Source organism: Pseudomonas fluorescens (assembly GCF_902497785.1).
Taxonomy (GTDB): domain Bacteria; phylum Pseudomonadota; class Gammaproteobacteria; order Pseudomonadales; family Pseudomonadaceae; genus Aquipseudomonas; species Aquipseudomonas fluorescens_BO.
In genome coordinates, this window is the sequence record NZ_CABVHK010000001.1 from 185,493 (window position 1) to 202,949 (window position 17,457).

The window sequence follows — 17,457 nt, forward strand, 5'->3', positions numbered from 1 at the left end:
GTGAAATGAGCATGGACAAACACACCATCGAGCACTTTCTGCACGGGCAGATCGACTGCTGGAACCGGGGCGACAAAGACGGCTTTTTCGCTCACTACCGCAGCGTCTCGGCCAACGGCTTGAGTATCGAATACGTCGGCAAGCCCCAGGCCGATGCCTGGCAGGTACTGGAAGGCATGTGGGCGCAGCAGCAACCGAAGATTCGCGTTGAAGTGCGCCAGTGCATCGTCAATGGCAATGAAGCGGCGTGCCATCACCTGAACGCCTTTCGCGAGCAGGAAGGCGGTATCGAGACGATCGAGTTGTATCGGTTTGAAGAAGGAAAGTTGTCCGTACGTTACTTCATCAACCAGTAATCGTTGCGCACAGCCTTGTCAGAAAGGCTGTGCGCGTCGTCGCCTAGACGCCATCGGTGGAATGGGACAGCTGCTGCCATTGCTCGATTTCCGCGAGCATCCTGTTGAGCTTGTCGCTGACCTGCTGATAAGCGTCTGAACCCGCCAGGTAACGCAACGGTGGATGTTCGCTGTTGGCCAGGAGCACCAGCGCATCGCCCAGTTTAGCCGGGTTGCCGGTTTGCTGATGGTTGTAGGCGGCCGAAGCGCCTTTGACCTTGGCGGTGAATGCAGCGTAATCCTCCAACCCGCGTGTACCGAAGACCGCGGAGCTGGGGTCGAGAAAGTCGGTACGGAAAACCCCGGGCTCCACCAGCGTGACCTTGATCCCGAACTGCGCCACTTCCTGGGCCAGGGATTCGGAAAAACCTTCCACAGCAAATTTAGACGCGCAGTACAGCGCCGCACCACCCATCCCGACCATGCCACCCATTGAAGACACGTTGAACACCCGGCCACTGCGTTGCTGACGCATGACAGGCAGCACGGCGCGGCAGACGTTGAACACACCGAACACATTGGTCGCGAACTGCTGGTCGGCGTCGCTGGCGAAATTGTCTTCAAACGGCGCCAGTTGTCCATAACCGGCGTTGTTGACCAGCACATCGATTCGGCCAAAACGCGCCACGGCAGTTTCTACGGCAGCCAGTGCCTGGGCTTCGTCGGTCACATCCAGGGCCACTGCCAGCACGCGTTCGCCGTACTCGGCAAAGACAATTTCCAGCGGTTCGATACGCCGGGCGCTGACCACCACGCTGTCACCATCAGCCAATGCGGCTTTGGCAATGGCAGCACCCAAGCCTCGGGCCGCACCGGTAATAAACCAGACTTTGTTCATTGCATCGCTCCAGTCGTTGTGCAAAAAAATGCCGCGTCAGCTTTAAGGCGGGCGCGGCAGCGGGTGTGAAAGATCAGTACGACGTTCAGTCGCGGTTGGCCGCTTCCCAAGCTTTCAGATCGAACCCGTCAGTGGCGGCCTCAACTGCCGTCAGCTTGGGCGCGCGAGCAAGAATCTTGCGCGCCGCCATGTGATCGCCCATGCGATTGCAGGACTCCACGGCCACCAGACGGTCATTGCGGAAACACAGCACAGACGCTTGATGTTCTTCGACTGAACCGAGCACGACGGTACTGTCATAGCCATGCGAGAGTCCGGCGATCTGCAGTTTCAAGTTGCCTTGATCGGTCCAGAACCAGGGCAGGGCGCTATAAGGTGCCGGTTTACCCATCAAGCGTGCAGCCACTGTGCGGGCCTGGTCGATGGCGTTCTGCACCGACTCGAGGCGGGTGTGTAACTCATTGTTTTGCAGGCACGGGAAGCTGGCGACATCGCCTACCGCGGAAATTTGCGGGTCAGAGGTCAGCAGGCTGGCGTCCACCTTGATGCCGTTCTCGATGTCCAGACCGGCTTCAGTCGCCAGCTGCGCATTGGGAATCACACCGATACCAAACACCACCAGGTCAGCAGGGAGTGCACGTCCGTCACCGGTTTGTACCGCGCACACCTTGCCGTTATCGCCGTCGATGCGGCTTAAACCCTGGCGGAAGTCAAAATGGACGCCCCACGCTTCATGGGCCTGGCGAAACAATTCCGACATTTCCCGCGACACGGCACGAGCCATGGGACGCTCGCCCAGCTCCAGTACGTGCACATTAGCCCCTAGGGCAGCGGCCACCGCCGCAAACTCGAGGCCGATAAACCCGGCTCCAATCACCACCACGTTGCGCGCTTCTTTCGCCAGCGGCGCCAGGGCGTCGGCATCGGCTTTGGTTTTGATACCGAACACTTGCGGCAACTCTGCGCCGGGAACCGGCAGGGGGCGGTTGTGGGCTCCGGTCGCCAGTACCAGATGGTCGTAACTGACAGCAGCACCCGAGGCTAACACCACGCGTCGGTTCAGGCGGTCGATCGCGGTCGCCTGGTCATGCAGCAGTTCAATGCGCTGGGTGGTGTAGAAATCAGCAGGACGAAACAGCAGATTGGTCGCCTGGATCTTGCCGAGCAGATAGGCTTTGGACAATGGCGGGCGCTGGTAGGGCAGGCCTGGCTCATCGCCGATCAGGGTGATGCGCCCGTCAAAGCCTTCCTGGCGCAGGGAGGCAGCGACCTGAAATCCGGCCTGGCCAGCACCGACGATAACGACTGAGGCGAGGGTCATGGGAACTCCTTCACGCGCATTCAGAATTGCGACGACGGCAGGTGCAAAACCATGCCGTCCATGTCTTCGCTGATGATCATTTGACAGCTCAAGCGGCTGCTGTCGCGACGTTCGAAAGCGTACTCGAGCATGTCGTTCTCCATGCCTTCCGCCGCTTGCACCTTGCCCAGCCAGGCCTCGTCGACATAGGTGTGACAGGTGGCGCAACTGCAGGCACCACCGCAGTCGGCAGAAATACCCGGCACCGAGGCGAAGGTCGCGGCTTGCATCACCGACTGGCCGATGTCGCCTTTGACTTGATGGGCGGTGCCGTTGTGTTCAATAAATGTCAATGTGGGCATGTTCTGCTCCGATTCTTGTTAGGGGGCTCAGGATTGGCTGGGAATGGTTTGCACGTTGAAGTGCGGCACTCGCCCAAGGGTCAGTAGCAACAGCGGACCGATCAGGCAGCAGGCGGCGCTATAAACCAGCATGGCGTTATACGATCCGGTGCGCGCCAGCATGTACGCAAAGAGCAACGGCGCCAGCGCCGAAGCCACGGTATTGAGGCCCTGATGCACGCCGAACAGGCGGCCGTATTCGCGCAAGCCGAAGTAGCGGGCAATCAGGAACGCGGCAATATCGAACTCCGCCCCGGCGCCAAAACCAACCAGCACCGCCGCCAGCATGAGCGGGGCAAATTCGGTGGTCGGGCTCAGGTAGATGAAACAACCGATAGCGGGCAGCACCAGGCTGATCGCAGACACAATCGGCGGCCACAGACGATCGAGCAGATAGCCGATAAGCATGCGGCCGAAGATCAGCGAAATACCAAAGCAGCTGAAAATGGTGGCCGCGTCCCCCGCGGATAGGCCTCGGGCTTGCAGCATGGGTACGGTGCTGGTGACCATGCCGACAATCGAAGAAATCACCAGGCTGAGCGCCAGGTTACAGGTCCAGAATTTCAGCGAGCCCATGCCTTCACGAAAAGACATGCCGGGCAATTGCTCCAGCGCACGCCCGCCGTCACGGTGACCGGCAACAGAGGGTAGTTTGAACCACAGCAGAATCAGCGGCAGCAGCACCAACAGATTGAGCAGCGCGAGAATCACGAAGGCCGCGCGCCAGTCCCATTGCTCGATGCCCCAGGCCATCAGCCGGGGAATGATGGCGGCAGTGACACCAGTCCCGGACAGACCAATGGCGAGCGCCAGGCCGCGATTGCTGTCGAACCAAAGACTGATCAGCTGGGTCCAGGTTACGGCCAGCGCGCCCATGCCGACGATGGGCAGCAGTGCAAAGGCGATGTACATCGACCAGATCGATTGGGTCAGCTGCGTGGTTGCCAGGTAACCGAGTGACAACAACAGCAGGGAAATAACGGTAACGCGCTTCATGCCGTAGCGCAGGTTGAACCAACCCACCAACTGCAATGACACCACCGCGCCGCCAAACAGAAAGGTGATGCAGGCTTGCAGCTCACTTTTGCTCCAGCCAAAGGCATCGCCGAGCGGCACGACCAGTGTGCCGAAACCATAGAGCAGGGCGGCGTTGATGCTGATGGCCACTCCGGCGACCGACAAAATCAGGATTTTCCAGCTTTGGCGGAATTCGCGCAGATCGATTGCCGCTTTGTTTCTAGACGGGTGCATGGAGTTGGCTTCCTTATAGGTTTTGTTGAGCCAAGCACTGCTACAAGTGGTGATGTGAATCACCGCCAGCAGATTCTTTGAACAGAATCTGGTTTTTTAATCAGAATAAAATCAGAAATTCGGCTTTGTCCAGCGCAGCTATCTGACTAACGGACAAACGAATTTCATGCGTTGCACCCACGGTTGAATCACTCTGAAGCCAGCCGTGTTCAACATCCTGCTGCGATTCCCTTTTTTTAAGCCAAGGCAATGATCAGGGACAGCGGATGAGCCTCAGCATATCCGCGTTAAAAATTAATTGCACATAAAATAAATAAGTGTTCATAATTTGCAAAAGCTGAACCTGATAAAGGAGAAAAAAATGAGTTCAGAAAAAGCGCAGTTCAAAGCGGTGGCCGACCGAAGCCGCTGCTGTGGTTATGGTTTGTGTGCTGCGATTTGCCCCAGCCTGTACAAGCTTGATGCCGATGGCATGGTGTACCTCGACGATGCCCGCGTGCCGCCGGAGTTGGAGGAGGAGGCTCGTGAGGGTGCAGCCGCTTGCCCCGCGGAGGCCATCTGGCTTGAGCCCATCACCCCGGATGACGAAGCCGTTTGATGGCGTGAGCGCCTGCCGCAAACGTGATAACCACTGAGGTGAGGATGTGCTAATGGGTCGATTACCAAACAAGGTCGCGCTGATAACCGGTACAGGCGGCGGCCAGGGCAGGGCTGCGGCGCTACGTTTTGCCCGTGAAGGGGCGATTGTGGTCGGTTGCGATTTCAATGCCGAAGGTCACGAGGAGACTGCAGCGTTGATGCAGGCCGAGGGTTTTACCCTGTACGGCTCGGCACCCGTGGACCTGGGTGATCATGAACAGGCCAAGGCCTGGATCGATGCCGCCGTGGCTGAACACGGGCGCATCGACATCCTGTACAACAACGCTTCCGCCGCACGCTTCGGGCTGGTCAGCGAGCTGTCGATCGAAGATTGGCAGTACACCATGCGCAACGAAATCGACCTGCTGTTCTATACCACCAAATATGCATGGCACCACTTGGCCGAACAGCGCGGAGTGATCATCAATGTATCGTCCACCGCTGCATGGGGTGGCTCGAAAGTGGCCGGCATTTCCGCGCATTCGGCTGCAAAGGGCGCTGTGGTGTCCTTCACTCGCCAGTTGGCGGTAGAAGGGGCGCCGTTCGGTATACGTGCGGTCAGTTTGAGCCCGGGATTTGTCGCGACGCCTGGCACCCGGCCTTTTCTGGAAGACCCCAAAATGCGCGCCATGCTGCTGGATGGCGTATTGATGGATCGCCCCGGCGAACCCGAGGAAGTGGTGGCAATGGCGGTCTTTGTCGCCTCGGATGAGGCTTCATTCATTACCGGTTCGGACTTCGTCATCGATGGCGGGTTACTCGCGATCTAGCACGCGCGGCGCCCTGGCATGGGCTACCGGCACCCTTTCATCTCGAACAATAACAAGGTGAATAACGTGGACATCATCGGTATCGGTTACATGGGCTTTGAGACCCCCAATCTCCAAGCGTGGCGTGAGTACGGCCCTCAGGTGATGGGTTTTGGCATAGGCAAGAACCCCGAGAGTGATCCCGATTCGCTGTACTTCAAGATCGATGATCGTCGGCATCGCTTCGCTTTTCATCCTGGCAAGGTAGACCGCATTGTCTACATCGGTTGGGAAGCGGTGGGGCGCATGGCGTTCGAGGACGGCATCAAGAAGCTGGCAGCCGCCAATGTCGACTTCACTCGCGGTGATGCTGAGCTGTGCGAAAAGCGTGGCGTGCGTGAATTAGTGCGTTTTCGTGACCCGGTGGGGTATCAGCACGAATTGTTTTACGGGCAAAAATGGCTGCCGCGCTCGTTCCAGCCGGGCCGCCCGCACAGTGGTTTCCTTGCCGACGAACGGGGTGCGGGTCATGTGGTGCTGATCACCCCGGACTACACTCCGGAACTGGAAGACTTCCTGCTTAATGTCATGGGTTTCAGCTGGTATGGCGCTGGTGCGGGCAAGGGACGAACCGGTTTCTTCCGCTCCAAACTCAACCATCACACCAGCCATGACATCGCTTATGGTCACGGACCGGGTCGCATGGGCGTGCAGCATGTCGGGCTGTTTGTACGCAACGTGCGTGATGTCGGTGAGACCTACGACATCGTGCGTCAGCGTGAACTGCCGATGATGATGACCCTCGGCCAACATGCCCAGGACCCCCATCTGTCGTTCTACCATTTCAATCCGTCCGGGTTCGCCTTCGAGACCATTGCTGAAATCGAGCCATGGCAAGGCGATCCCTATGAGCTGAATCCAGAAAAACTCAGCCTGTGGGGCCACGAAATGGTCGGGCCAATTCTCGGCGCCAGCGTCAAGACGCCGGAAGAAGTGCTCGACGCCGAGTACCTGCCGACCTACTTGGCCAAGCGCTGACATGCGTCTGGCGCGGGTCGAAGTTGCCGGGCAAGCGTTCTGGGCGTTGCTGAATGCGCAAGCTGATTGCTTTCGGCGAATTAATGCTCCTTTCGCCCACTGGGCCGGGCTAGGGGCGGATCTTGCGCCAGACGCCCTCGACCCGAGTGGCGAATGGTTGCCGTTGTCGGCTGCGCGCCTGCTTGCGCCATTGGAACCCGGTAGCCGGGTTTTTGGTGTGGGCCTCAATTACCTCAGCCACCTCAAGCGCCTTGGCAGTGATTCTCCGGCGCACCCGTTGGCGTACATGAAACCGGAGTCAGCGCTGGTTGGTGCCTATGACGAGATCGATTATTCGCCGCTGACCACCCAGCTTGATTACGAGGTGGAACTGGTCGCCGTAGTGGGCCGCCCGTTGCTGGATGAACCGCATGCCAGCGACTGCCTGCTGGGGTATACGGTGGGCAATGACATAAGTGCGCGCGATGCCGGCAAGCAGATTGGTCGTCTGGACCTGTTGACCCAGAAAGCCATGGACCGCACCACACCGGTAGGTCCATGGATCGTGACCGCGGACGAACTGGGTGTAACGGGGCAACCGGCTTTAGATATGCGCCTGAGCGTTAACTATGAACTGCGCCAGCAGGACAATACCCGGCAGATGATTTTTCCCCTGGATGAGTTGCTCAATTATCTGGATGCACGCATCAGTCTGCGTCCTGGCGACCTGGTGTTTACCGGATCCACCCACGGCGTAGGACTGGAAAGCGGGCGTTTTTTACGGCCGGGTGATCGGGTCGAGGCTGAGATTGCAGGTATCGGTCGACAGAGCAATACCATCGCTGCGCCACGCCAACTCATCCCCGCCCGTGCGGCGGGGCGACTGGGTCAGCCGCTGGACAAGTAATCCCTGAAACTGACTGGCGTAGCCGCTGAGGAGTGATGATGAGCGAGGGTTCGGCGTGGGCGCCGTTTCGCAACAAAGCGTTCCGCGGTTTATGGCTGGCAGCCGCAGTGGTCAACATGGCTATCTGGATGCAGACGGTCGCCGCGGCGTGGATCATGACCACATTGACGACGTCGGCAGCCATGGTCTCTCTGGTGCAAACCGCCGTGACCCTACCGGTATTTCTGTTTGCCTTTCCCGGTGGGGTGATTGCCGATCGGGTAGACCGTCGCAGTTGGCTGATCATTACCCAGTGCATGATGCTGTTCGCCGCACTGGTGTTGTGTGTGCTGGCGTACAGCGCGCACATGGAAACCTGGGGCTTGTTGGCGTTTACCTTTGTGCTCGGTACTGGCAGTGCGCTGGGCATGTCGGCGTGGATGGTGACCATGGTCGGCGTACTGCCTCGCGACCAGGTGCCGGCTGCAGTGTCCTTGAACGGAATTTCCATCAATGCCACCCGGGCTTTGGGCCCCGCGTTGGCGGGTGCACTGATTGCATACTGGAACACGACCTCGGTATTTCTGGTGATCGCGCTGTGTATGTTCGCGGTGCTCCTCTTCCTCTTTCGTATCGCGCCCAACCCGCCTGCCGTGGGCTTGCCACCGGAAACCCTGACCGGTGGCATGCGCAGTGGCCTGCGCTATATCCGGCATTCAGCGGTCCTGTTCAGCGCCATGAAGCAGGTTCTTGTGTTCACCATGAGTGCCAGTGCTTTATGGGCCTTGCTGCCACTGGTGGCCAAGCAGGAATTGGGTATGGACGCTGGTGGTTATGGCTTGCTCATGGCGTTTCTTGGTGCCGGTGCAGTATTGGCTGCGCTGAGCTTGCCGCGGTTGTATCGCGTATTGGGCATGCGTCATCTGCTGGTTTGCGGCGCCATTTCCTTTGCCCTCGCCACCCTCACTGCCGCGCTATCCAACAACCGCTACGCGGTCTGCGCAATGCTGCTGCTGGCAGGGTTCGGCTGGATGGCGGTCAACGCGACCATTTCAACGGTGGTGCAAACCTATGCCGCCAATTGGGTGCGCGCACGGGTCGCATCGGTCTATGTGTTGATCCTGATGGGCGCGATGGCGGCCGGCGGTGCGATATGGGGGGCATTGGCCGAGTATCTGGGATTGAGCCAGAGCTTGCTGCTCTCGACACTGTTGTTGCTGGTCGGCATCGCGCTGACCCGAAATGGCCATGTGGAACTGGGCCAGGAAGCAGACTTTGCCGAGGTGCAGTTGACCGACACACTCCAGCTGGCCAGTCCGGTGTCCCATTCCGAAGGACCGGTATCGGTGGAGATTGTGTACCAGGTGGCGGCGCCGGACCGCGATGAATTTCTGGCTGCCGTATACGCGGTAGGCAAGGCGCGACGGCGCAACGGTGCGCAAAACTGGCGTTTGTACCGCGACATGGCGGACCCGCAACTCTACAGCGAGCGCTTTATTGTCGAGTCATGGCTGGAATACTTGCGCCAACAGGTTCGGGTGACCCAGGCCGACCAGGCCCAAGAGCGTCTCATCGAGCGTTTTCGTCGCGAAGATCTGCAAACCCGTCGTTTGATCTATCAGCCGCCAGTGAAATTAACCGATTGAAGTGTTCGAGTAATTCCCAGATAAAACTTTTACGGCGCCAATCATTCTCAGGTTAGAATGGCGCCACTCTAAAGTTACTGGATTGGGCATGGAACTCACTGACGTCAACGACAGCAGCAAATCGGCCGGCGCAACCCTCGTCAAGCCTGTATCCAACGCCATACGCATCTTGCGCTATCTCAGTCAGGTGGGCACGCCGGAACGTTCAGTGGACATCGCCCGGCAACTGAAAATCAATCCAAGTACCTGCTTCAACATCCTGCGCACCCTGGTGCAAGAGGAGGTGGTCGATTTCAGTGCCCTTTCCAAGCGTTACACCGTGGGCCTGGGCCTGGCGCGCCTGGTTGAACAATTGGTGACTCAGGGTCACCGCGTGCAAATGGCCAAACCCCTGTTGCAGAACCTGGCTGCACGCCAGCGGGTGACCATCACCCTGTGGCGCAAAATGAGCCCTGACCGCATCGTCATTGTCAGTTCCGCCGCGAGCCCGACCGATGTGCGTATCGACATGGCTGAAGGTCAGCGTCTGCCAATTCTGATGGGCGCCAGCGGCCGGTTGTTCGCTACGCAGATCGACCTCGACGATCCGGAAGTACAGAGCAGTTTCGAGACGATTCGCTGGGCCCAGCCGCTGTCGCTCGAGGTCTATCGCGAAGAAGTGAGAGAGGCCGCCGAGCGCGGTTGGGCAATGGACGATGGGCATTTTTCGGGGGGGATTCTTGCCATTGCGGCGCCGGTCTTCTCACCAACCAACAGCATCGATTTCACCGTGTCAGCGGTGATGTTCCGTGGCCAACGGGATGAAGAGGGCCTTGCCGAACTGGGCAAGGCGCTGATCGAGTTCTGCAGCGAAGTGGCCGGCGTACTCTACTGAGGCGCGCCGTTACTCGCGAACCAGTAGCAGGCTACCCCCCAGCGGGCCGCCTCCGGCTGCCACCGTACTGACGCGGTGTTCGCGGGTTTGCCGGCCTTCGGCACGACCCCACAGTTGCAGGCAGGCTTCATGCACGTAACCCAGGCCGTGGGTGCGTCCGCCAGACAGCTGCCCGCCATTGGTATTGATGGGCAAGCTGCCCTCCAGTGCGATGCGCGTGCCACCCTCGACGAACGCGCCACTTTCCCCAATGGGGCACAGGCCCAGGGCTTCAAGCCAGATCAGGGTCAAGATCGAAAATCCGTCATACAACTGCGCAGATTCAACATCCTGCGGGGTGTAGTCGGTGCGTGCCCACATCATCTCGCCAACATCGAAGGCGGCCATTTTGGTCAGGGAGATCTGATCCCACGACCAGGGCTGGTTCAACGCTGCGCCCATGGCCTCGATGCGAATTGGTTTATTTGGCTGGTCCTGGGCGATATCACGACGGGACAGGATGATGGCGGTGGACGCATCACAATGCACGTCGCAGTCGAACATGCGCAGAGGCGTTGAAATCATTCGCGATGCCATGTAGTCGTCCATGCTCATCGGCGTGCGGTACAGCGCCTTGGGGTTGCGCATGGCGTTCTGGCGACACGTCAGGGCTATCTGCGCCAGCTGCTCCGGTCGGGTGCCGTATTCATGGAAGTGACGCTGGGCATACAACGCCATCAGATTGATGCCCGATTGCACATTGAACGGGGTAAACCACTGCCAGGCGTAGCTGCTGTCGCGACCCTGGGTTTTGTTGGTCAGTGCGCCGGCCTGTTTGTTGAGCATACGGGCTGACGCTTCGGTGATGGTGCGAAACACCAGTACGTGCTTGCACAGGCCCGCCGCAATCGCCATGGCCCCGTTAATGACCCCGGTAAGCGGGCCGGGCCCTTCATAACCGCCACCGAACCAGTTGACGTTGAGCCCAAGGGCGCTCTTCAGCGCACTGGGACCGACCGGTGAGAACGGGTCGCCATTGTTGTTATCACCCGGCCAGCAGGCCACGCCGTCGATGTCGCTACGTTGCAGGCCGGCGTCCGCAATGGCTTCCAGGCAGGCGTCCAGGGTCAGGCGCATCGCTGACTTGGTAGACGGTCGGCCGATCTCTGATTGCCCGATACCGGTAATGGCTACGTCTTTTTCATAACGATGATCGAACATCACTGATCCTTCTCGAACAGAGGCAACCACACATCCTCGACATTGAGGAAGCTGACCCGTACCGGCATGTCGATATGTACATCCGTGACCGGCATGCCCACCACGTTGCTCACGAACTGCAAGCCGGGTTGCTCAACGAGCTCGATGATCGCCACCACATAGGGCACCTCCAGGTCGGGGGTCCAGGGTTGATAGTTGATGGTGAAGCTAAGTACGGTGCCCTTGCCGGACACCGCTTGCGGCGCCACGTCGAAGCTTGCGCAATGCGGGCAGAGCGGGGCGGGCGGGTGGAAATACCGGCTACAGGCTGCGCAGCGATGAACGAGCAGTTCGCCCTGTTGACCGCCTTGCCAGAAGGCGCGGTTGTCGGCGTTGAGTGCAGGCAGTTTTCTAGGCATCAGCGGTCCGCAGGTGAGTGTTTGACTTGAAGTCATACGGTATCATTTGTACATATTTTCTAAAAGTGTCATATATTCATCCGGACAAAGGCGCGAATCGACCGTTCGCGCCGTAAAACAACAACAAGAGGATTTCGCGATGTCCCAATCACTATTGGACAAGAGGGTAGTCGTCACCGGCGGGTTTGGTGCCCTCGGCAGCGCACTTGGCAAATTTCTGCTGGCGCGAGGCGCCCGGGTGGCGTTGCTGGATCGTAGCGAGGCCCCAGCTGCCTTGCTGGATACGGAAAACCTGCTGTGCCTGGGTGGTGTCGACCTGACTTCGAGCGAGTCGGCCAGCGCTGCGTTCGAGCAGGTCGCGGGGCATTTGGGTGGCATCGACGGTTTGGTCAATGTCGCGGGCGGGTTTGCCTGGGAGACCGTCGAAGGTGGCAGCCTGCTGACCTGGGATCGCCTCTATCAGATGAACGTACGTACCGCAGTGGTCAGTTCTCAATCCGCGTTGACACACCTGCTGGATTCCAAGGCCGGGCGCATCGTCAACATTGGCGCGCTGGCCTCTGTCAAAGCCGCAACAGGTATGGGGGCTTATGCCGCCTCCAAGGCCGGTGTGGCCCGGTTGACCGAGGCGTTGGCCGAGGAACTGAAGGATCGTGGTGTAACGGTCAACGCTGTGCTGCCGAGCATCATTGACACCCCCGCCAACCGCGCCGACATGCCTGATGCTGACAGCAGCCGCTGGGTCACTCCGCAGGCGTTGGCGGCGGTAGTGGCGTTTCTTTTATCCGACGAAGCCGCAGCAGTAACCGGTGCGCTGCTCCCCGTGAGTGGTCGCGTATGAGACTGGTGACGTATACCGACGCCGAAGGGTTTGAGCGCGCGGGTGCATTGCTCAATCGGGATCAGCAGGTACTCGACCTGCAACACGCTTACCGCTTGCTGGAAGGTCGTGACAGTGTGGCGTTGAGCAGCATTCTGGCTTTGGTAGAGGCCGGCGAACCGGCGCTGGAATTGGCCCGCTCACTGGTCGCTAAGGCACCCTCGGCGGCGGTGCTGGAGCGTGCCAGCGTGAAGCTGCGTGCACCGATCCAGCCGCCTCCACAAATGCGCGACTGTTCCTGCTTCGAATTGCATCTGCGCCAGAGCTTCGCGGCGGCCCGTCGTGCCCGTGCGCTGCGTACCGAAGACCCGGAAGCCACGCTGAAAGCGATGAACACCCGCGCTGACGATCGGGTCATCGAGACTTTCAACAAGCAGCCTATTTACTACAAGGGCAACCGTTTCGCGGTGATTGGCATCGACGATGAATTTCAATGGCCGAGCTACAGCCGGGCGATGGATTTCGAACTGGAGTTCGGTTGCTACATCGGTAAGCGCGGCAAGGACATCAGCCGTGAAGCCGCCCGGGCGCATATCGTCGGCTACACCATCTTCAACGACATGAGTGCCCGCGACGCCCAGGCCCTGGAAATGCCCGGCATGCTCGGCCCGGCCAAGAGCAAGGATTTTGATACCGCCAATATCATGGGCCCCTGTCTGGTGACAGCCGATGAGCTGGGTGATCCCTATGACCTGAACATGGTCGCCCGGGTCAATGGCGAGGAGTGGGGGCGCGGCAATACCCGCGATATGCGCTGGAGTTTCGAAGACGTGATTGCCCACGTGTCCCGCTCGGAAACCCTGTACCCCGGCGAGTTTCTGGGCTCCGGCACGGTCGGCAACGGCTGCGGCCTGGAGCAATTGCGTTATTTGAAGCCTGGCGATGTGGTTGAACTGGAGATCGACGGCATTGGTGTGCTGCGCACTCAAGCGGGCAAGGCATCGAACAAGGATTGACGCGTACGTGAATGACGGAAGAATTCACTTACAAGTACAAAGTGAATTCTATGTACATAAATAGAGAAAGTGTCTTATATTTCGCTGCGACTACTGTCGTGACGCTCTGATCAGGAGGCAATCATGCTAACAAGAACAAGCCCCGTATTGTCTGATGGAACCAAGGTCTCTGACCTCATCTATCCCTCTAGCCGTGAAGTACAAATGCGCGTGTTGTCTGACCGCGAAATCTACGAGCTGGAGATGGAAAAAATCTTCGGCAAGATCTGGGTACTCCTGGGTCACGAGTCGGAGATCCCCAATTCCGGGGACTTCATGGTCCGCGACCTGGGCTCCGACTCGGTCATTGTTGCCCGTGGTAAAGAGGGCGAGGTGTTTGTAAACCTCAATGTGTGCCCGCACCGCGGCATGCGCATCAGCACCGCCGATTGTGGCAACACGCAAATTCATAAATGCATCTACCACGGCTGGGCCTTCCGCCCGAATGGCGACTTTGTCGGCTCACCCGTCGAGCGTGAGTGCATGCACGGCAAGATGCTGCCAAAAGAAGAACTGGGCCTGAAAAAGGCACGGGTCACGCTGTACGGCGGTCTGGTCTTTGCGACCTGGAATATCGATGGGCCGTCGTTTGACGAATTCCTCGGCGATGCCAAGTGGTATTACGACATGCTGTTCTGCCGCTCCGACAAGGGCATGGAAGTACTCGGCCCACCGCAGCGCTTTATCGTTAACGCCAACTGGAAAACGGCTGGCGAGCAATCGGCGGCTGACGGTTTCCACACACTGACCTTGCACCGTTGGCTGGGCGAAGTGGGCAATTACGCCAAGAAAGGCGAGGGTGAAACAGCCGACCTCAGCCCGGAAATGATCGGAGTTGAAATCAGCTCGCCCCATGGCCATGCCCTGCGCTGCATCGACCTGGCGCGCAAGATCAAGCGCCTGACCGGCCTCGATCCGGCAGAGTTGAGTGTGCAGCAGAAGCTCGAAGCATTGCCGCCTGCCGGCATGACCGCCGACATGGTCGAACAGCTGGCACGCAACTTGACCGAAGATCAGTTGAAAGTGCTCACCAGCATGCCGCCGCAAGTCGGTGGAATGTTCCCGAACATTCTTTTCGGTTTTGTCTACATTCCGCAGCCGGATGGCACTGTCGTCGGCTCGATGACCCTGCACGCCTACGTGCCGCAAGGTCCGGACAAGCTCGAGTTCGTCAACTGGGTATTTGCCGAGAAAGACGCTTCCCCGGAATTGCGCGACAAGATGCTCAAGCAAACCATCCAGCTGTTCGGCACGTCCGGCATGGTCGAGCAGGATGACTCCGATACCTGGCCGCACATGACGCTGGCTGCCAAGGGGGCGATGGGCCGCAAGAGCACGATGAAGTACCAGGCAGTCTTTGAAACGGGGGCGCCGGAAGGCTGGCCTGGCCCGGGCATCGTCAACGAAGGTTTCACCAAGGACGATACCCAGTGGCACTGGTGGTTGTACTGGCATGAGCTGATGACTGCATCGGACGACAAGTAAAGCGTCTGTTACGCCTGGTATGACTGCGGTCCTGAGGGGCCGCAGTTGCTGGAAACCGCATTAACAAGAATAAAAGTGAGGGAATGACTCATGGCTCAGGTTCAACAACGCGGTGTGGAGGATATCCAGCCGGGTTCCCCAGTCGGTACCAAGCGAGTACCGGTAGGCTCGCCGATTTACAACGATGTGGTGACCTTTCTCTACGAGGAAGCCACGCTGCTGGACCAGATTCGCCTGCAGGAGTGGGCCGAACGCCTGGACACCGACCTGGTGTACACAGTGCCGCTACGCCAGACGCGCTTGGCCGCCGAGTTGAAAACCACCATCGTGCGCAGCGTTCAGCATTACCACGATGACTACCGCTCGATCATGGGCCGAATCCTGCGCCTGTCCGGCAAAAGTGCCTGGGCGGAAGATCCTCCTTCGCGTACCCGACGTCTGGTGACCAACGTGTTTGTCGAAGAAACCGACAAGAGCGATGAGTTTGTGGTGACCAGTTACCTGCTGCTGACCCGTAGCCGGTTCAAGGACCACCACGTCGACATTATCAGTGGCGAACGGCGTGATGTGCTGCGCCTGAGTGAAGTGGGATTCAAGTTGGCGCGGCGCGAAGTCATCATTGACCAGGCGGTGCTTGGAACACCCAATCTGGCCGTCTTCCTCTAGTTCGTACCGGCGGTCTGGTTTGAACCCGGATCGCCGTACCTTGAAGGCATTGGCCGCTCTGTTCTTGACGCAAGAGCGAAGCGGCTATTGCTGTTGTCTCAGCCATTGCTGATCCTCTGCGCACAACTTGAGCTGCTCGTGGCTGAAATCCAGAGTCGAGCCTTTCATGCGCAGTGCCTGCTCCGCACGTTCGGGTTGCTGGCTGTAGCAGAGGGCGCTGGTAGCGGCGTGAATCTGGGCGTCGAGGTTGTACGCACGCCCCATCGAAATCAGGGTGCAGCGGCGAAGCAAAAGAGCCGCTTCGGCGGCTTCTTCATTGAGGGTGCTCAGTGCCCAGCGTGCCATACCTTCGCGAAGGTTGATGCCGCAGTAGGGGGCTGGTCTTTCGATCAGGGTGCCATCGACTTCCCAGCTCAGCTTTTCAACGCCGTCGCACAGCAACGTAGCGCGAGTGTGATTGGCAATACGCTGGCCGACGTTGATGTCATAACGGCGCTGGTGGGGGCCTCGAGCGGCCGCCGCGACAGCGAGGCCCGCGAGGTCCAGCAGATGGGTGCATTGATGACTGGCATCGGTCTGACGGGTGACCGAGTGGGCTATCCGGTCCAGTTTCATGCCCACCAGGTGCTGTAATTGATCGCAAGCCTGAGGGCACAAGGAATAAGGGTAGCGAAGCGCTTCGCCGCCAATGGCGGTGACTTCACCTTGATGGTGGCAGACCCAGACACGGAAGTGGTGGAAGTCGTCTTCCAGCGCGGCTCGGACTTCGCCCGTGCCATTGCCGGGATGAGCAATGATGTCTACGCGGCGACGAAATACACTCATCCTCAATATCCTTGCTTCAATGCTGTTCAGGCTGACGAAATCAGCTATATTTGAACACTATAACCAAAAATGTTCACTAAAAAACAAGAAATGGAGTGGCTATGGCACTGCTAAACGAACAGGTCGCGTTGATTACCGGTGCAGGTGGCGGAATAGGCCGCGGTATCGCGCTGAACTTTGCCAAAGAGGGCGCTGCTGTGGTGGTCGCCGAGCTGGATGTCACCAGTGGCGAGGCCATAGTCGCCGAACTCAAAGCGCTGGGTGCCCAAGCGGTGTTCATCAAGACCGACGTGTGCAGCAAGGCCGATATCGAAGCTGCCGTGCAATTGGCCGTTGATCAGTTCGGTGGTCTGGACATATTGGTTAACAACGCCTTTGCGCCAACACCCAATGTCCTTCTGGAAGAAAAAACCGACGCGATGCTGGAGAAAACCCTCGGTTCTACAGTGTGGGCGGCCTGGTGGGCGATGAAAGCCGCACTGCCCCACATGAAAGCGAGAGGCGGCGGCAAGATTATCAACTTCTATTCCATCGATATCGAGATCGGCGCCTGGTTGCACGGCGACTACAACACGGCAAAGGCAGCGATCGTGGGGCTGACTCGTAGCGCGGCTTCTGAATGGGGGCGGTTCAACATTCGAACCAATGCCATCGCACCGACTGCGATGGGTGCGACCTTTCACAAACTCGCTGCAGAGAACCCGGGGTTTGCCGAAATGTCCGCTTCGATGCGTCCGTTGGGGCGCTGTGGCGAGCCTGAAGCTGATATCGGGCCGGTGGTGGTATTCCTCGCTTCGGAGATGTCGCGCTTTATCACTGGCGAGACCATTCACGTCGATGGTGGCCTGCACTTACCCGGTTACAACTCCCGCCCCAAAGGCATTCCCGTGCGCGAGTATTGATTACCCCGGTTGATGCAGGAGCGAGCAAGCTCGCTCCTGCAAAGAAGGCTCCAGGCCCAAGAGACGCGAAAGCCCGCTTCAAAGCGGGCTTTCGACGTTGGATCGACGAG

19 protein-coding genes are annotated in these 17,457 nt (G+C 58.9%); 12 read left to right on the forward strand and 7 right to left on the reverse strand.

What is annotated here, in order from left to right:
• The first annotated feature begins 5 nt into the window (after window positions 1-5).
• Window positions 6-356, forward strand: coding sequence for a nuclear transport factor 2 family protein (locus tag F8N62_RS00900; RefSeq protein WP_020300802.1), 351 nt, complete (start codon window positions 6-8; stop codon window positions 354-356).
• Window positions 357-399: 43 nt separating this feature from the next.
• On the opposite strand, the gene F8N62_RS00905 is transcribed toward F8N62_RS00900, so the two are convergent.
• The 4 genes from F8N62_RS00905 to F8N62_RS00920 all read right to left on the reverse strand — a co-directional run bounded on the left by F8N62_RS00905 (window position 400) and on the right by F8N62_RS00920 (window position 4,185).
• Entirely contained in the window at window positions 400-1,233 is an 834-nt protein-coding gene (locus tag F8N62_RS00905; protein ID WP_020300801.1) for an oxidoreductase, read from the reverse strand.
• 85 nt (window positions 1,234-1,318) lie between these two features.
• Window positions 1,319-2,554, reverse strand: coding sequence for an NAD(P)/FAD-dependent oxidoreductase (locus F8N62_RS00910; RefSeq protein WP_020300800.1), 1,236 nt, complete (start codon window positions 2,552-2,554; stop codon window positions 1,319-1,321).
• A 20-nt stretch (window positions 2,555-2,574) separates the two neighbouring features.
• On the reverse strand, window positions 2,575-2,895 hold the full coding sequence (locus F8N62_RS00915) for a 2Fe-2S iron-sulfur cluster-binding protein (RefSeq protein ID WP_020300799.1): 321 nt from the start codon (window positions 2,893-2,895) through the stop codon (window positions 2,575-2,577).
• A 27-nt stretch (window positions 2,896-2,922) separates the two neighbouring features.
• Window positions 2,923-4,185: an MFS transporter gene (locus F8N62_RS00920; protein ID WP_150709209.1), complete on the reverse strand. Its 1,263-nt coding sequence runs from the start codon at window positions 4,183-4,185 to the stop codon at window positions 2,923-2,925.
• Between the two features lie 361 nt (window positions 4,186-4,546).
• On the opposite strand from F8N62_RS00920, the gene F8N62_RS00925 reads away from it, so the two are divergent.
• From F8N62_RS00925 to F8N62_RS00950, 6 genes are all read left to right on the forward strand, one after another.
• Window positions 4,547-4,783: a ferredoxin gene (locus F8N62_RS00925; protein ID WP_020300797.1), complete on the forward strand. Its 237-nt coding sequence runs from the start codon at window positions 4,547-4,549 to the stop codon at window positions 4,781-4,783.
• Window positions 4,784-4,835: 52 nt separating this feature from the next.
• Complete coding sequence (locus F8N62_RS00930) at window positions 4,836-5,594, forward strand: SDR family NAD(P)-dependent oxidoreductase (RefSeq protein WP_020300796.1); 759 nt, start codon at window positions 4,836-4,838, stop codon at window positions 5,592-5,594.
• A gap of 66 nt (window positions 5,595-5,660) precedes the next feature.
• On the forward strand, window positions 5,661-6,611 hold the full coding sequence (locus F8N62_RS00935; protein ID WP_032904513.1) for a VOC family protein: 951 nt from the start codon (window positions 5,661-5,663) through the stop codon (window positions 6,609-6,611).
• Between the two features lies 1 nt (window position 6,612).
• A complete protein-coding gene (locus F8N62_RS00940) occupies window positions 6,613-7,497 on the forward strand; it encodes a fumarylacetoacetate hydrolase family protein (protein ID WP_020300794.1) in 885 nt (294 codons plus the stop codon).
• 38 nt (window positions 7,498-7,535) lie between these two features.
• Window positions 7,536-9,122 carry an MFS transporter gene (locus tag F8N62_RS00945; protein ID WP_020300793.1) on the forward strand — a complete coding sequence of 529 codons (1,587 nt, stop codon included), beginning with the start codon at window positions 7,536-7,538 and terminating at the stop codon, window positions 9,120-9,122.
• Window positions 9,123-9,210: 88 nt separating this feature from the next.
• Window positions 9,211-9,996, forward strand: a complete 786-nt coding sequence (locus F8N62_RS00950) for an IclR family transcriptional regulator (RefSeq protein WP_020300792.1) — start codon at window positions 9,211-9,213, stop codon at window positions 9,994-9,996.
• A gap of 9 nt (window positions 9,997-10,005) precedes the next feature.
• On the opposite strand, the gene F8N62_RS00955 is transcribed toward F8N62_RS00950, so the two are convergent.
• Both F8N62_RS00955 and F8N62_RS00960 read right to left on the reverse strand, forming a co-directional pair.
• Window positions 10,006-11,196, reverse strand: a complete 1,191-nt coding sequence (locus F8N62_RS00955) for a thiolase family protein (RefSeq protein ID WP_020300791.1) — start codon at window positions 11,194-11,196, stop codon at window positions 10,006-10,008.
• Window positions 11,196-11,594 carry a Zn-ribbon domain-containing OB-fold protein gene (locus tag F8N62_RS00960; protein WP_020300790.1) on the reverse strand — a complete coding sequence of 133 codons (399 nt, stop codon included), beginning with the start codon at window positions 11,592-11,594 and terminating at the stop codon, window positions 11,196-11,198. Before F8N62_RS00960 ends, F8N62_RS00955 begins: the two co-directional genes overlap by 1 nt.
• A 139-nt stretch (window positions 11,595-11,733) precedes the next feature.
• Here F8N62_RS00960 and F8N62_RS00965 point away from each other — a divergent pair, with 139 nt between their 5' ends.
• The 4 genes from F8N62_RS00965 (at window position 11,734) to F8N62_RS00980 (ending at window position 15,620) form a co-directional block, all read left to right on the forward strand.
• A complete protein-coding gene (locus F8N62_RS00965) occupies window positions 11,734-12,435 on the forward strand; it encodes an SDR family NAD(P)-dependent oxidoreductase (protein WP_020300789.1) in 702 nt (233 codons plus the stop codon).
• Window positions 12,432-13,430 carry a fumarylacetoacetate hydrolase family protein gene (locus F8N62_RS00970; RefSeq protein ID WP_020300788.1) on the forward strand — a complete coding sequence of 333 codons (999 nt, stop codon included), beginning with the start codon at window positions 12,432-12,434 and terminating at the stop codon, window positions 13,428-13,430. Before F8N62_RS00965 ends, F8N62_RS00970 begins: the two co-directional genes overlap by 4 nt.
• A 123-nt stretch (window positions 13,431-13,553) precedes the next feature.
• On the forward strand, window positions 13,554-14,954 hold the full coding sequence (locus tag F8N62_RS00975) for an aromatic ring-hydroxylating dioxygenase subunit alpha (RefSeq protein WP_057005046.1): 1,401 nt from the start codon (window positions 13,554-13,556) through the stop codon (window positions 14,952-14,954).
• Between the two features lie 90 nt (window positions 14,955-15,044).
• Window positions 15,045-15,620, forward strand: a complete 576-nt coding sequence (locus F8N62_RS00980) for an aromatic-ring-hydroxylating dioxygenase subunit beta (RefSeq protein ID WP_057005047.1) — start codon at window positions 15,045-15,047, stop codon at window positions 15,618-15,620.
• An 84-nt stretch (window positions 15,621-15,704) separates the two neighbouring features.
• On the opposite strand, the gene F8N62_RS00985 is transcribed toward F8N62_RS00980, so the two are convergent.
• Complete coding sequence (locus tag F8N62_RS00985) at window positions 15,705-16,445, reverse strand: DUF2889 domain-containing protein (RefSeq protein WP_057005048.1); 741 nt, start codon at window positions 16,443-16,445, stop codon at window positions 15,705-15,707.
• A 101-nt stretch (window positions 16,446-16,546) separates the two neighbouring features.
• On the opposite strand from F8N62_RS00985, the gene F8N62_RS00990 reads away from it, so the two are divergent.
• The gene (locus F8N62_RS00990; protein ID WP_126588877.1) at window positions 16,547-17,347 is read left to right on the forward strand and encodes an SDR family NAD(P)-dependent oxidoreductase; all 801 of its coding nucleotides are present in this window, start codon (window positions 16,547-16,549) and stop codon (window positions 17,345-17,347) included.
• Window positions 17,348-17,457 lie beyond the last annotated feature (110 nt).

Excerpts from the sequence above, each read along its gene's own strand:
- F8N62_RS00960 (WP_020300790.1), bottom strand. The coding sequence starts at position 11,594 with ATGCCTAGAAAACTGCCTGCACTCAACGCCGACAACCGCGCCTTCTGG.
- F8N62_RS00990 (WP_126588877.1), top strand. The coding sequence starts at position 16,547 with ATGGCACTGCTAAACGAACAGGTCGCGTTGATTACCGGTGCAGGTGGC.
- F8N62_RS00915 (WP_020300799.1), bottom strand. The coding sequence starts at position 2,895 with ATGCCCACATTGACATTTATTGAACACAACGGCACCGCCCATCAAGTC.
- F8N62_RS00955 (WP_020300791.1), bottom strand. The coding sequence starts at position 11,196 with ATGTTCGATCATCGTTATGAAAAAGACGTAGCCATTACCGGTATCGGG.
- F8N62_RS00975 (WP_057005046.1), top strand. The coding sequence starts at position 13,554 with ATGCTAACAAGAACAAGCCCCGTATTGTCTGATGGAACCAAGGTCTCT.
- F8N62_RS00925 (WP_020300797.1), top strand. The coding sequence starts at position 4,547 with ATGAGTTCAGAAAAAGCGCAGTTCAAAGCGGTGGCCGACCGAAGCCGC.
- F8N62_RS00945 (WP_020300793.1), top strand. The coding sequence starts at position 7,536 with ATGAGCGAGGGTTCGGCGTGGGCGCCGTTTCGCAACAAAGCGTTCCGC.
- F8N62_RS00930 (WP_020300796.1), top strand. The coding sequence starts at position 4,836 with ATGGGTCGATTACCAAACAAGGTCGCGCTGATAACCGGTACAGGCGGC.
- F8N62_RS00965 (WP_020300789.1), top strand. The coding sequence starts at position 11,734 with ATGTCCCAATCACTATTGGACAAGAGGGTAGTCGTCACCGGCGGGTTT.
- F8N62_RS00900 (WP_020300802.1), top strand. The coding sequence starts at position 6 with ATGAGCATGGACAAACACACCATCGAGCACTTTCTGCACGGGCAGATC.
- F8N62_RS00950 (WP_020300792.1), top strand. The coding sequence starts at position 9,211 with ATGGAACTCACTGACGTCAACGACAGCAGCAAATCGGCCGGCGCAACC.
- F8N62_RS00985 (WP_057005048.1), bottom strand. The coding sequence starts at position 16,445 with ATGAGTGTATTTCGTCGCCGCGTAGACATCATTGCTCATCCCGGCAAT.
- F8N62_RS00970 (WP_020300788.1), top strand. The coding sequence starts at position 12,432 with ATGAGACTGGTGACGTATACCGACGCCGAAGGGTTTGAGCGCGCGGGT.
- F8N62_RS00905 (WP_020300801.1), bottom strand. The coding sequence starts at position 1,233 with ATGAACAAAGTCTGGTTTATTACCGGTGCGGCCCGAGGCTTGGGTGCT.
- F8N62_RS00910 (WP_020300800.1), bottom strand. The coding sequence starts at position 2,554 with ATGACCCTCGCCTCAGTCGTTATCGTCGGTGCTGGCCAGGCCGGATTT.
- F8N62_RS00980 (WP_057005047.1), top strand. The coding sequence starts at position 15,045 with ATGGCTCAGGTTCAACAACGCGGTGTGGAGGATATCCAGCCGGGTTCC.
- F8N62_RS00920 (WP_150709209.1), bottom strand. The coding sequence starts at position 4,185 with ATGCACCCGTCTAGAAACAAAGCGGCAATCGATCTGCGCGAATTCCGC.
- F8N62_RS00940 (WP_020300794.1), top strand. The coding sequence starts at position 6,613 with ATGCGTCTGGCGCGGGTCGAAGTTGCCGGGCAAGCGTTCTGGGCGTTG.